Origin of the sequence: Streptomyces fodineus (assembly GCF_001735805.1) — a bacterium.
GTDB classification, from domain to species: domain Bacteria; phylum Actinomycetota; class Actinomycetes; order Streptomycetales; family Streptomycetaceae; genus Streptomyces; species Streptomyces fodineus.
The window spans coordinates 5,889,256-5,901,673 of sequence record NZ_CP017248.1 but is presented as its reverse complement, the minus strand read 5'-3'; the positions used below and the strand labels follow the sequence as shown (position 1 = coordinate 5,901,673).

The 12,418-nt window shown below is 72.8% G+C and carries 10 protein-coding genes; 4 read left to right on the top strand and 6 right to left on the bottom strand.

What is annotated here, in order from left to right; translation table 11 throughout:
* Positions 1–36: 36 nt before the first annotated feature.
* The 3 genes from BFF78_RS43625 to BFF78_RS25330 all read right to left on the bottom strand — a co-directional run bounded on the left by BFF78_RS43625 (position 37) and on the right by BFF78_RS25330 (position 2,294).
* On the bottom strand, positions 37–207 hold the full coding sequence (locus BFF78_RS43625; protein ID WP_014673093.1) for a Trm112 family protein: 171 nt from the start codon (positions 205–207) through the stop codon (positions 37–39).
* A 158-nt stretch (positions 208–365) separates the two neighbouring features.
* Positions 366–1,730 (bottom strand): phosphomannomutase/phosphoglucomutase, encoded by a 1,365-nt coding sequence (locus BFF78_RS25335; RefSeq protein WP_069780498.1) that lies wholly within the window; start codon positions 1,728–1,730, stop codon positions 366–368.
* A gap of 141 nt (positions 1,731–1,871) precedes the next feature.
* A complete protein-coding gene (locus tag BFF78_RS25330; RefSeq protein WP_079161474.1) occupies positions 1,872–2,294 on the bottom strand; it encodes a DUF3499 domain-containing protein in 423 nt (140 codons plus the stop codon).
* Positions 2,295–2,738: 444 nt separating this feature from the next.
* Here BFF78_RS25330 and BFF78_RS25325 point away from each other — a divergent pair, with 444 nt between their 5' ends.
* Positions 2,739–3,122 carry a metallopeptidase family protein gene (locus tag BFF78_RS25325; protein WP_069780496.1) on the top strand — a complete coding sequence of 128 codons (384 nt, stop codon included), beginning with the start codon at positions 2,739–2,741 and terminating at the stop codon, positions 3,120–3,122.
* Between the two features lie 69 nt (positions 3,123–3,191).
* Here the strand turns inward: BFF78_RS25325 and BFF78_RS25320 are convergent, their stop codons facing one another.
* The 3 genes from BFF78_RS25320 to BFF78_RS25310 form a co-directional block, all read right to left on the bottom strand.
* A complete protein-coding gene (locus BFF78_RS25320; RefSeq protein WP_069780495.1) occupies positions 3,192–4,718 on the bottom strand; it encodes a DUF5719 family protein in 1,527 nt (508 codons plus the stop codon).
* Entirely contained in the window at positions 4,715–8,434 is a 3,720-nt protein-coding gene (locus tag BFF78_RS25315; protein ID WP_099054928.1) for a glycosyltransferase, read from the bottom strand. The genes BFF78_RS25320 and BFF78_RS25315 overlap by 4 nt, the downstream gene beginning before the upstream one ends.
* Positions 8,435–8,615: 181 nt before the next feature.
* Positions 8,616–8,879 carry a WhiB family transcriptional regulator gene (locus tag BFF78_RS25310; protein ID WP_003975777.1) on the bottom strand — a complete coding sequence of 88 codons (264 nt, stop codon included), beginning with the start codon at positions 8,877–8,879 and terminating at the stop codon, positions 8,616–8,618.
* Between the two features lie 615 nt (positions 8,880–9,494).
* Between BFF78_RS25310 and BFF78_RS25305 the strand changes: the two genes are divergently transcribed.
* From BFF78_RS25305 to BFF78_RS25295, 3 genes are all read left to right on the top strand, one after another.
* A complete protein-coding gene (locus tag BFF78_RS25305; protein ID WP_069780493.1) occupies positions 9,495–10,001 on the top strand; it encodes a cysteine dioxygenase in 507 nt (168 codons plus the stop codon).
* A 66-nt stretch (positions 10,002–10,067) separates the two neighbouring features.
* Positions 10,068–11,027 carry a 2-phospho-L-lactate transferase gene (gene cofD, locus BFF78_RS25300; RefSeq protein WP_069780492.1) on the top strand — a complete coding sequence of 320 codons (960 nt, stop codon included), beginning with the start codon at positions 10,068–10,070 and terminating at the stop codon, positions 11,025–11,027.
* Positions 11,024–12,340, top strand: a complete 1,317-nt coding sequence (locus BFF78_RS25295) for a coenzyme F420-0:L-glutamate ligase (protein ID WP_069780491.1) — start codon at positions 11,024–11,026, stop codon at positions 12,338–12,340. Before cofD ends, BFF78_RS25295 begins: the two co-directional genes overlap by 4 nt.
* The last annotated feature ends 78 nt before the right edge of the window (positions 12,341–12,418 follow it).

The following is a 12,418-nucleotide window of genomic DNA, read 5'->3' as shown; positions in this document are numbered from 1 at the left end:
TCCTGTGCGGGTTGTCTACGACGTGCAGGGGGGGCGTCACTCGGGGCGGCGGGCCTCGTCCACGAGGAGGACCGGGATGCCGTCGCGGACGGGGTAGGCGAGGCCGCAGTCCTGGCCTGTGCAGATCAGCTCGGTGTCCTGCTCCTTGAGGGGAGCGTGGCAGGCCGGACAGGCGAGGATCTCCAGGAGGCCGGCTTCGAGCGGCATGGGGTGTCCCTTCGGGGAGCGTGTCTGTGACTGTGGATGTGCCTGGTCAGCGTACCGCTGGTGGACTGGCCGAGCTGGGCTGTCGGCACCGTCCAGGGGGCTTGGCCCCCTGGACCCCGGCCTGTGCTCGGCCTCCGGGGAGGCTCGGCGCCCTGGTCTCAGGCCCTGATGATCGCCAGGGCCTCGTCCCTGATCTTCGTCATCGTGGCCTCGTCCTTCGCCTCCGCGTTCAGGCGGAGGAGGGGCTCGGTGTTGGAGGGGCGGACGTTGAACCACCAGTCGGCCGCGGCGACCGTGAGGCCGTCGAGCTCGTCCAGGGTGACGTCGGCGCGGCCCTCGTACGCGGCGCGGATCGCGGCGAGGCGGGCGGACTGGTCGGCGACGGTGGAGTTGATCTCGCCGGAACCGACGTAGCGGTCGTACTGGGCGACGAGGGCGGACAGCGGGCCCTCCTGGCCGCCGAGGGCGGCGAGGACGTGCAGGGCGGCCAGCATGCCCGTGTCGGCGTTCCAGAAGTCCTTGAAGTAGTAGTGGGCGGAGTGCTCGCCGCCGAAGATCGCGCCGCTGCTCGCCATCTCGGCCTTGATGAAGGAGTGGCCGACGCGGGTGCGGACCGGGGTGCCGCCGTTCTCCTTCACGACCTCCGGGACCGTGCGGGACGTGATCAGGTTGTGGATGATCGTGCCGCTGCCGCCGTTGCGGGCGAGTTCGCGCGCGGCGACCAGGGCGGTGATCGCGGACGGGGAGACCGGGTCGCCGTGTTCGTCCACGACGAAGCAGCGGTCGGCGTCGCCGTCGAAGGCGATGCCGAGGTCGGCGCCCTCGGCGGGGACGCGCTTTTGCAGGTCCACGAGGTTGGCCGGGTCGAGCGGGTTGGCCTCGTGGTTGGGGAAGGTGCCGTCCAGTTCGAAGTACATCGGGACGAGGGTCAGGGGCAGGCCGGCGAAGACCGAGGGGACCGTGTGGCCGCCCATGCCGTTGCCGGCGTCGACCACGACCTTCAGGGGGCGGATGGAGGTCAGGTCGACCAGGGAGCGCAGGTGCGCCGCGTAATCCTCCAACGTCTCGCGCGTCGACAGGGTTCCCGGCCGGGCCGCCGGCTCCAAAGCGCCCGACTCCAGCCACCGCTCGACCAGTTCGCGGATCTGCGCGAGGCCGGTGTCCTGACCGACCGGAGCGGCGCCCGCGCGGCACAGCTTGATGCCGTTGTACTGGGCCGGGTTGTGCGAGGCGGTGAACATCGCGCCGGGCAGGTTCAGCGCGCCCGAGGCGTAGTACAGCTGGTCCGTGGAGCACAGGCCGATCTCGGTGACGTCCACACCGCGGTCCGCCGCGCCGCGCGCGAAGGCGCGGGACAGGCCGGGGGACGAGGGGCGCATGTCGTGGCCGACGACGATGGCCGCCGCACCCGTCACCTCCGCGAAGGCGGCGCCGAAGAGCCCGGCCAGTGACTCGTCCCACTGGTCCGGAACCACTCCACGTACGTCGTACGCCTTCACGATCTGCGACAGATCAGCAGTCACGGCCAACCCTCCTGAAAGTCCTATGGGTGCCCACAAACTACCCGTCGGGGGTAAGGGCGAGGTGTGCGGACACCAGGTGGACGCCCAGTCGTGACCGAAGGCGAGGTGGCGTGCGCGGACCGGACGAGCCTAGCGGTGGGCTCAGTTGTCCGGGGAACGCAGGACGCGCAGATGGCCGCGGCGGGCGACTTCCATGGGGTCCGCCGTGCGGCCTGCGCCGCCCGCCTCCGCCGCGCGCTCCTGGGGGCGGGCCGCCTCGCGTACGGCGTTGGCGAGCGCTTCCAGGTCGTCTCCGCTGGGCCGCGCGGGAGCGGAGCCGTCGAGGAGGCGGACGACCTCCCAGCCGCGGGGGGCGGTGAGGCGTTCGGAGTGCTCGGCGCACAGGTCGTAGCAGTGCGGCTCGGCGTAGGTGGCGAGCGGGCCGAGGACCGCGGTCGAGTCGGCGTAGACGTACGTCAGCGTCGCGACGGCGGGTCGGCCGCAGGCGGTTCGCGAACAGCGACGTACAGGGCTCACGAGGTTGGACGGTACCGCACTCTTGAGCGGGCCGCGACGACTCCCCACCACGTCACTCCACCGTGTCGTGCTGTGAAACGCCCCACACACCCCTTCGGGGAGGCCCTGTTGACCTGCACGGACGGGTTCTCGGCAGGTTTTGGGCGCGGCTCGATACGGTCACGAGACCATACAAATACCGTCAATTGCCTTGAGTTCGGCGGTCTTGGAGGGTTACGGAAACGAGCCAGACGTTGGCCGGAATGGTCATCCTGCGACACGAGACAGACACATCCGGTCGGAGTTGGACAGGGCCGATCGGGCGTGAGCCGATCGGCCGTGCCGTGGCCGTCCGGGGGAACGCGGCCGGCGGGTGTGCGGTGAGCGGCGGACTGCCGTGTGGGGCCGGGCGGGCGAAGCGTGCGGGACTACGCTTCCCCAGTGATGGACAACCGTGTACCGCCCCGTGCCGCCGGCCCCGGGCCCCGTCGCCGTGATCGTCACGGGCGGGGCATGCGGGGGCCGATCGCGCCGCCGCAGGTGCCGCTGGCGGCCAGTCGTGCCGATGTGTTCGCGGACCTGGTGCAGGACTCCGTGGAGCGGCTGGAGCGGCGGTGGCCGCAGCTGGCCGACATCGACTTCCTCGTGCTGGAGGTGCCCCGGCTGGAGGGGCGGGGTGAGCAGGCGTGGAGTGACGAGGCCGTGCCGCTGGGCGGGGTCGTTCCCGCGCGGGACGGGCAGCGGGCTCGGGTGGTCGTCTATCGGCGGCCGGTGGAGATCCGTACCAAGGGACGGGACGAGCGGGCCGCGTTGGTGCACGAGGTGGTCGTGGAGCAGGTGGCCGAGCTGCTGGGGCTGACTCCGGAGACCGTGGATCCCCGGTACGGGGAGGATTAGGGGCGGGCTGCCCGCGGCTACGGCGGCGTCGATGCCGGCAGCCGGGGCAGTCCGGCGCCCCCCTCGGCCCTACTTCTGCAGGACCGACAGATCCTCCGTCGTCTTCGGTACCGCCACCATGCCCCGGTCGTTCGGCAGCGTCTGGATGGTGAAGCCGGGGACTCCGGATGCGGTGGCGGAGAGGGTGCGGGAGGCGTAGACCGGGCCGCCGGAGACGGTTTCCACGGTGAGGGCGTAGGTGCCCTTCAGGCCGGAGGGGACGGGGAACGGGACGTTCTCGGTGGTGCCCGATTTGATCGTGTACGTCTTCGTCGTCGCCGTGCCGCCGTCACTGCCCGCCGACGCGGTGACCCTGACCGTGGCGGTGGCGAGGGGCGCGGCCAGGGCGAGGGTCGTGCCCTTGTCGCTGTTGTCGGCCGAGGTCGCGCGCGTGCCGACGGGGGCGGTGGCCGGGATGAAGGCCGTCTCCTGCTGGTCGCCCTTGCCTCGGACGACCCGCAGGGCCGCGACCACCGGGACCGACCGGTCCGTGGGGGTCAGGACCAGGGAGCCCGCCTCGCCGCGGGTCACGGCGCCGAGGTCGGCCGTGGTCGTCATGCCCGACTTCACGTGCAGGGTCTCGTTGCCCGCCGGGGTGATCAGGCCGCTCGGTGAGGCCAGGCGGACCTTGAGGTCGGCGTCGTCGCCGCCGGGGGTGAAGGCGATCAGGCGGACGTCGGTGGCGTCCTTCGGGATGCCGGGCAGGACCAGGGTGCCGGCCGGGTCGGCGGCCGCGGCCAGCCAGTCGCCGCCCGCCTTGGCGTCCAGGGCCTGCACGGACGCGCCGACCCGGCCGCTGCGCACGCTGACGTGCACGGTCAGGTCGGCCTGCCGTGCGTCGGTGAGCGTGGAGAGCAGGACCGGCTTGCTCGCGTGCGCGGGGACGGTGAGGTTCTCCCCCAGGGACGACTTGATCGCGCCGTCCTTGCCGTACAGCTCGATGTCGACGACGGCGGCGGAGTCGTCGGGGTTGGTCAGGTGGACGTAGTCGGTGCGGTCGGCGGACGTGCTGGCGCCCGGGAACCAGAAGTCGGTGTCCGCGGCCGTGCAGTCGACGCCCTGGAGGCCGCGGCCGGTGCCGGCGGCGACCTTGGTGGTCTCCTGGACGGTCCAGCCGGGTGCGAACCTGCCGTCGGCGGTACCGATGAGCGCGGGCCCGTCGGCGCCGGAGGTGTCGCCGGTGACCGGTGTGCCCGGCGCCTTCGGGGTGATCACCGGCTGGGCCGCGGTCTTCTTCCCCCCCTTGGATCCCTTCGAGCCCTTGCCCGTCTGGGAGTTGCCCGTGCCGTCCGCCGAGTCCGCGGCGGCAGGCTGGAGTTGGGCCTTGCCGCTGTTCTCCGTGGACTGGGTGACGGGCGTGAACGACGTGTACGACGTATCGGCGATGTCCGACATGCTCGGTGCCGGGCACAGCAGGCTCGTGCGCTCCACCGGGAGGTTCGCGGCCGCCTTGGGGGCGGCGGCCCCGGAGGCCGACGGGCCGTCGAACGCGGCGAACGCGGTGACGGCGCCCAGCGCGGTGGTGGCGGCGATCAGGGACAGGGTGGTGCGCTTCACTGCTGGCTCCCGTCGGGGTGCTCGCTACCGGTGCCGTCGGGGTGCTGGGCCGCGTCGTAACCCTGCCGGGCCGGGTCGTAACCCTGCTGGGCGGGGTCGTACGCCGGGTCGTAGCCCTGCTGGTAGCCCGTCGGGTCGTACGGCATCTGGTCGGCCGTACCGCCGTAGGCGTACGGGTCGTACTGGCCCGTCTGCTGGTACGGGTCGGCCGGGTAGGCCTGCTGGTCGTAGCCGGGGGCCGGGTACTGGCCGCCGTTCTGGTACTGGTCGGTTCCGTAGGCCGCGTATCCGGCGTTCGCGTAGGAGGCCTGGTCCCAGTTGTCGTAAGTCTGCTGGTGGGGTACGGCAGCCGGGGGGTCCGTCGGCAGGGGCGGTCCGGGCTGCTCGACGCCGGGCTGCTCGACGCCGGCCTGTTCCTCGCCCGGCTGTTCCTCACCGGCCTGTTCCTCGGCCTGGGCGCGCAGGCGGCGGGCGCGGCGCCCCTCGCCGGCGGTGGCCTGGGCGGGCAGCGGCTCTTCCTCGGGCATGTCGTCGTCGACGTCGCGGCGGCGGCCGGGCAGGGCGAGGACGACCAGGACGACGGCGAGCGCGCCCTGGGCCCACAGCCAGGCGGTGTGGGTGATCGGGGCGTCGTAGGTGACGTCCAGCTTCCCGCCGCCGGAGGGCAGTTGGAAGCCCTGGGCCCAGCCGTCGACCGTGGTGCGGGTGAGCGGCTTGCCGTCCAGGGTGGCCGTCCAGCCGGCGGAGGCGGAGTCGGCGAGGCGCAGCACGCGGTTGCCCGAGCCGGCCGGGACGGTCGTGTGGATCTCCACCGCTCCGCTGCTGACCGGCTGGGCGGTGCCCGAGCCGTCGGCGGGGACGATCGCGGCCCGGGAGACCTCCTGGTCGACGCGCCACAGGGCGCTGCCGTTCTGCAGGCTGAGCCGGGTCAGGCCGGGGGTGGTGTCGAGGACGCGGGTGATGTCGCGGGGCGCGCCCTTGTGGACGAGGACGTAGCGCACGGCGAAGCCGCCGAGTTCGTCGGCCTGGTCGGCGCCGGAACCGGCGACGAGGTTGGCGACGACCTTGTCCAGCCGGGTGTTCTGGCCGTCGGCGGCGCTGATCTCGGCGTCGCCCATGCGGGCACCGGAGCCGCGGACCAGGGTGTAGCGCACGCGCGCGGTGGAGTCGCTGTCCAGGATCAGGGTGCGGGCCCGGTCGCCGGTGGTGGAGTCCTCGGCGACGAACGCGGGCACCTGGGTCGGGTCGCGGCGCTCCACGGGCCCGGCGGCGCCGCGGATCATCCAGCCGGCGGCGATGAGCAGCGGGCCCGCGGCGCAGGCGAAGGCGACCAGGGCGGCGACGGGCTGGCGCCAGCCGAAGCTCTGCTCGGCCACACGCGCGCGTGCGCCGTCGGCGCCGAGGGCGGCGGCGGCCAGCAGGGCGATGCCGTAGACGAGGGTGGCCGGCCCGGCCCAGGCGGACCGGTTGGACAGGACGGCGAGGACGAGGCCCACCAGGGCGACCGCCCAGGCGGTGCGGACGCCGAGCTGCCGCTCGGAGCGCAGCAGCGCGCCGAGGGCGGCGAGCACGATGCCGAGGAGCATCAGGCCCTGCACCGTGCCGGGGCCGCCGGGGCTGGCGCCGAGCAGGTCGGACGCGGAGGCGGCCGAGGTGCCGTAGGCCAGGCCGGCTTCCTTGAAGAAGCCGGTCGGGAGCAGGGTCAGCGACCAGGGGGCGAGGACCAGCAGCGGAGTGCCGAGCTGGGCGAGGAAGCGCAGGACGTGGGCGACGAGGTCGCCGCGGCGCAGCACCAGCACGCCGATGCCGAGGAGCAGCGCGATGGGCCAGACGATCGGCGTGAAGGCGGTGGTGATCGTCAGCAGCAGCGCGTACGCCCAGGTGGCGCGCCAACTGCCGCGCGCGCCGGAGCGGTTCGCGAGGCCGCTCGCGGCGATGCCCGCGCGCGCGATGAGCGGCAGCAGCACGGCGAGGACGGCGGTGCCGATGCGGCCGCCGGCCAGGGCGCCGGTCGTGGCGGGCAGGAAGGCGTAGGCGATGGCGGCCCAGGCGCGCAGCAGCCGGGAGGTGACGAGCGGCCGGGAGGCGAAGTAGGCGGTGCATCCGGCGAGCGGCACCGAGGCGACCAGCAGGACGGTCACGGCGAGTCCGGTGGAGCCGAACAGCAGCGTGGCGAGGATCGCGACGATCGCCAGGTAGGGCGGGGTGGCCGGGGTGCCGCCCGCGCCGACCGGGTGCCAGGAGTCGGCGAACCGGGACCACAGCTCGCCCGATCCGGCCGGGGCGGGCAGCAGGGCGCCGCCCGCGAGCGCGCCGCTGCCGAGCAGGGCGCGGCAGGCGACCAGGGAGATCAGCAGCAGGGCGAGGAAGAGCACGGGCCCCGGCTTGCGGGCTATCCGCTTGAGCCGGGCGAACTGCTCGACCTCCAGGAAGTCGGCGTCGTCACCGCCGGGCCCGGACTCCACGGCGCCGCCGTGCCGGCCGGCCCGCAAGGTGTCGTCGGAGCCGCTGGTGAAGTTGGCGGTGAGCTGCTCCACGGTGGCCCGGATGGTTGCGCCGGGCGGCGGGAAGAGCTGGCGCAGTTCGCCCTTGTCGATCTGCGGGCGGCCGCGGCGGCGCCGGGCGGCGATGATCCGCTCGGGGCGCAGCAGGGTGCCGAGCAGACCGCGGATCTCGTCGACGGCCTGGCCGGGGACCTTGCCGACGAGATAGGCGAGGGTCCTGACGACGGTGCCGAAGACGAGCCGCAGCAGCACCCAGGGCAGCACCGCGCCGCGGGTGTTGACGAGCATGGTGTAGACGGCGCCGGCCTTGTCGACCTTGTGCGGGGAGGCGGCCGTACGGCCCACGCAGTCGACGGTGCGGCGCTCGCGGGAGGCGGCCTCGGCGTGCCGTACGACCGCGTCGGGGGCGATCAGGACGCGGTGGCCGGCGCTGTGGGCGCGCCAGCACAGGTCGACGTCGTCGCGCATCAGGGGCAGCCGGCGGTCGAAGCCGCCGAGCTGTTCGTAGACGTCGCGGCGGATGAGCATGCCGGCGGTGGAGACGGACAGCACGGTGCGCACATGGTCGTGCTGGCCCTGGTCCTGTTCGCGGCGGTCCAGGCCGGTCCAGCGGCGGCCGGAGTTGGCGATGGAGACGCCGACCTCCAGCAGCTGCCGGCGGTCGTACCAGCCGCGGAGCTTGGGGCCCACGACCGCCACGTCGGCGCGGCCCAGTTCCAGTTCGTTGTCGACGACCCGCAGCAGCTCGGCGAGGGCGTCGGGTTCGGGGGCGCAGTCGTCGTGCAGCAGCCAGAGCCACTGGATGGGCTCGCCGTACGGCAGTTCGGGCATGTCGTAGGCGTCGTCGCGCCATGTGCGCGTGACGGGGTCCCAGCCGCTGGGGCGCTTGAGGTACGGCAGCTCTTCCGGGGTGAGGACCGGGGCGGCGCGGCCGGCCTCCTCGACGGCCTGGCCGAAGCCGGTGCGGCGGGCCAGGTGCAGCACGTTGGCATCGCCGAGGGCGTCGGTGAGCAGCCGGGCGGAGTCGTCCGCGCTGCCGGTGTCGGCGGCCACCGCGTACTGGACGGGCCGCTCCTGGGAGAGCAGCCCGGCGAGGGCGTCGGGCAGCCAGCGGGCGCCGTCGTGGGAGACGAGGACCGCGGTCACCACGTGGCGCGGGAACTCAGGTGTTACGGCGCCGTCTTGGACTGCCGTATGGCTGTGCACGGACATCGAGGTACGGGCCCCGGTTCGATGGACTGCGGTGGACGCCTGTGCCCTCTCGGGTGCCGAGGGGACAGCGGGACGTCTCGGACGAGCGACCACACTATCGGCTGGCCATGACGACGGCCCGCCGCCTGTGGATAACCCACCGGCGACGGGCCGTTAGTGACGATTTGGTGTGTATGTGCGGTCAGACGGCGGCCTTCTTCAGCCGGCGGCGCTCCCGCTCGGACAGGCCGCCCCAGATGCCGAATCGCTCGTCGTTGGCGAGGGCGTACTCGAGGCATTCGGAGCGGACCTCGCAGGCGAGGCAGACCTTCTTCGCCTCTCTGGTGGAGCCGCCCTTCTCGGGGAAGAAGGACTCGGGGTCGGTCTGGGCGCACAGCGCGCGCTCCTGCCAGCCGAGTTCCTCGTCCGCGTCGTCGACCAGCAGTTGCTGCACCAGCTCGGTCATGTGCGCCCCTCGTCTGTCTTTCGCGTCCCCGTGCGTTGCCGTTACCGATTTCGGCTGAACGACACGAGTGAAATTACAAGTGTGCTGCTCCGGGCGAGTCAAGCCGAGATCTGCTATTGAGCCCGTTATTCACTCTGCGGAACCAAGGCCATGCGGAAAGTGTTCAAATCGGCATAAACCTTGACACGCAGCCGAGGGCCCGCGAGGAGGCGGTCGGACCCCGTACGGGCCTCTATACGAAGAAGGACGTCCCCGTGTTCGATCCCGTTGCACGAGGCTTGAGCGCTCGGATGTGCGCCATGTGTCCCGGGGTCCGGGTGAACAAACCTTTCGCCTGACAGATGAACCGGATGAGGTGAACCATGTCCCACATGTCGGGCGCCGAGTTGACAGCTCAGGTGTGAGCCGCTGTCCTAGTGGGCATGCTCGCGAACTTGGCACTCACCTCGACCCGCACCGCCGGGTCCCACGGTGCTGCCCGGTCTCGCTGTAGCTGTTGTTGCTGTTCCAGCTGTTGAGCCACGCCCTGCTCCGGCTGTAGACCGTGTCCCCCGTGACGCGGTTTTCCGTTCCCCGTTCCCTCCGGCCTTCTCCCACCGAGGAACCACCGCACCCATGAACAGCGACAACGACCTTCAGATCGCCGGGGACATCCTCGAAGTCCCGCACCTGCTCCAGCCGCCGCGCGAGCACCCGGCCACCGTTGCCGAGTTCGCGGGCCTCGCCCGCTCGATCGCCGCCGACCGCGCCCAGTGGGCCCCCCTCGTCCGCTACGACACGACCACCCGCTGGTACCACCGGCTGCGCACCGGCCCCGGCTACGAGGTGTGGCTGCTGTCCTGGGTGCCGGGGCAGGGCAGCGGGCTACACGACCACGGCCGCTCCTCCGGTGTCCTCACCGTCCTGGAGGGCACCCTCACCGAGCGCACCGAGCGGGGCACGCGCGCGTTGGCGGCGGGCGCGCAGCGGGTCTTCGCGCCGGGCTATGTCCACGAGGTCGGCAACGACACGCTGGAGCCGGCGGTCAGCCTGCACGTGTACTACCCGGGGCTGACCGAGATGCCGATGCACACCTCCGCCAACTGCGAGGCGCGGACCAGGCAGGCACCGGTCACTGCCTGAAACCCGGGGGTCCGCGTCCGGCGACTGCCTGACGCGTTGTCGTACCCGCCTGCAAGACTTGGCCCCATGCGCATTGTGGTTCTGGCAGGCGGCATCGGCGGTGCCCGTTTCCTGCGCGGTCTGAAGCGGGCCGTGCCGGACGCGGACGTCACCGTGATCGGCAACACCGGCGACGACATCCACCTCTTCGGGCTGAAGGTCTGCCCGGACCTGGATACGGTCATGTACACGCTGGGCGGCGGCATCAACGAGGAGCAGGGCTGGGGGCGGGCCGACGAGACCTTCCACCTCAAGGAGGAACTCGCGGCCTACGGGATCGGGCCGGACTGGTTCGGCCTCGGCGACCGCGACTTCGCCACGCACATCGTGCGCACGCAGATGCTCGGCGCGGGTTATCCGCTCAGCGCCGTCACCGAGGCGCTGTGCGACCGCTGGAAGCCGGGCGTGAAGCTGATCCCGATGACCGACGACCGGGTGGAGACCCACGTGGCCGTCGAGGTCGACGGCGAGCGCAAGGCGGTGCACTTCCAGGAGTACTGGGTACGGCTGCGGGCCTCGGTCCCGGCCGAGGCGGTCGTACCGGTCGGCGCCGACCAGGCCAAGCCGGCGCCCGGCGTGCTGGAGGCCATCGCCGAGGCGGACGTCATCCTCTTCCCGCCGTCCAACCCCGTCGTCTCCATCGGCACCATCCTCGCCGTGCCCGGCATCCGGGAGGCGATCGCGGACGCGGGCGTGCCCGTGGTCGGCCTGTCCCCCATCGTCGGGGACGCGCCCGTGCGCGGCATGGCCGACAAGGTGCTCGCCGCGGTCGGCGTGGAGTCCACGGCCGCGGCGGTCGCCGAGCACTACGGCTCGGGCCTGCTGGACGGCTGGCTGGTCGACACCGTGGACGCGGCCACGGTCGAGCGGGTCGAGGCGGACGGCATCCGCTGCCGGGCCGTACCCCTGATGATGACCGACGTCGACGCGGCCGCCCAGATGGCCCGCGAGGCGCTGGCCCTGGCCGAGGAGGTACGGGGAGCGTGACCGAGGACCGCTCCGCGTACACGGAGTACACGGTCCGGGCCCTGTCCGGCATCCCCGAGGTGCAGCCGGGGGACGATCTCGCGAAGCTGATCGCCGAGGCCGAGCCGGGGCTGGCTGACGGGGACGTGCTGCTCGTCACCTCCAAGGTCGTCTCCAAGGCGGAGGGGCGGGTCGTCCACGCGGGCGACCGGGAGGCGGCCATCGATGCCGAGACGGTGCGGGTCGTGGCCCGGCGTGGCACGCTGCGCATCGTGGAGAACCGGCAGGGCCTGGTCATGGCCGCCGCCGGGGTCGACGCCTCCAACACCCCCGCCGGCACGGTGCTGTTGCTGCCCGAGGACCCCGACGCGTCCGCGCGCGCGATCCGCACGGGCCTGCGGGAGGCTCTCGGTGTCGACGTCGGTGTCGTCGTCACCGACACCTTCGGACGGCCCTGGCGTTCGGGGCTCACGGACGTGGCGATCGGCGCCGCCGGGGTGCGCGTGCTGGACGACCTGCGCGGGGGCACGGACGCGTACGGCAATCCGCTTAGTGCCACGATCGTCGCCACGGCGGACGAACTGGCCGCCGCCGGCGACCTGGTGAAGGGCAAGGCGGCCGGCCGGCCGGTGGCCGTGGTGCGCGGCCTGCCGCACGTGGTGGCCGCCGAGGACGGCGAGGGCGCACGGGCGCTGGTGCGGACCGCGCGGGACGACATGTTCCGGCTCGGCACCTCCGAGGCGGTCCGGGAGGCGGTGACCCAGCGGCGTACGGTCCGGGCCTTCACCGACGAGCCCGTGGACCCCGGCGCGATACGGCGCGCGGTGGCGGCGGCGGTGACCGCACCGGCCCCGCACCACACCACGCCCTGGCGGTTCGTACTGCTGGAGTCCGAGGAGTCGCGGGTACGGCTGCTGGACGCGATGCGGGACGCGTGGATCGCGGACCTGCGGCGGGACGGCAAGAGCGAGGAGTCCATCGCGAAGCGGGTGCGGCGCGGGGACGTCCTGCGCAACGCGCCGTATCTGGTCGTGCCATGCCTCGTCATGGACGGCTCGCACCACTACGGGGACCCGCGGCGGGACGGCGCCGAGCGGGAGATGTTCGTCGTCGCGATGGGCGCCGGCGTGCAGAACCTGCTGGTCGCGCTGGCCGGGGAGCGGCTGGGCTCGGCGTGGGTGTCGTCCACGATGTTCTGCCGGGACGTGGTGCGCGAGGCGCTCGCGCTGCCGGCGGACTGGGAACCGATGGGCGCGGTGGCGGTCGGGCATCCGGCCGGGGAGCCGGGACCGCGGCCGGAGCGGGACGCGGAGGCCTTCGTCGAGGTGCGGTGAGTTCCGGGGGCGAGTTCCGTACGGGTCCCTCCAGGACCACCTAGTCTCGTAGCACGGCACCGGCTTCCCCGAGGACCT

Bases quoted from the DNA above. Each gene is read 5' to 3' on its own strand.
- BFF78_RS43625 (WP_014673093.1), bottom strand. From the start codon at position 207: ATGCCGCTCGAAGCCGGCCTCCTGGAGATCCTCGCCTGTCCGGCCTGC.
- BFF78_RS25325 (WP_069780496.1), top strand. From the start codon at position 2,739: ATGCGGGGGCCGATCGCGCCGCCGCAGGTGCCGCTGGCGGCCAGTCGT.
- BFF78_RS25315 (WP_099054928.1), bottom strand. From the start codon at position 8,434: ATGTCCGTGCACAGCCATACGGCAGTCCAAGACGGCGCCGTAACACCT.
- BFF78_RS25310 (WP_003975777.1), bottom strand. From the start codon at position 8,879: ATGACCGAGCTGGTGCAGCAACTGCTGGTCGACGACGCGGACGAGGAA.
- BFF78_RS25305 (WP_069780493.1), top strand. From the start codon at position 9,495: ATGAACAGCGACAACGACCTTCAGATCGCCGGGGACATCCTCGAAGTC.
- cofD (WP_069780492.1), top strand. From the start codon at position 10,068: ATGCGCATTGTGGTTCTGGCAGGCGGCATCGGCGGTGCCCGTTTCCTG.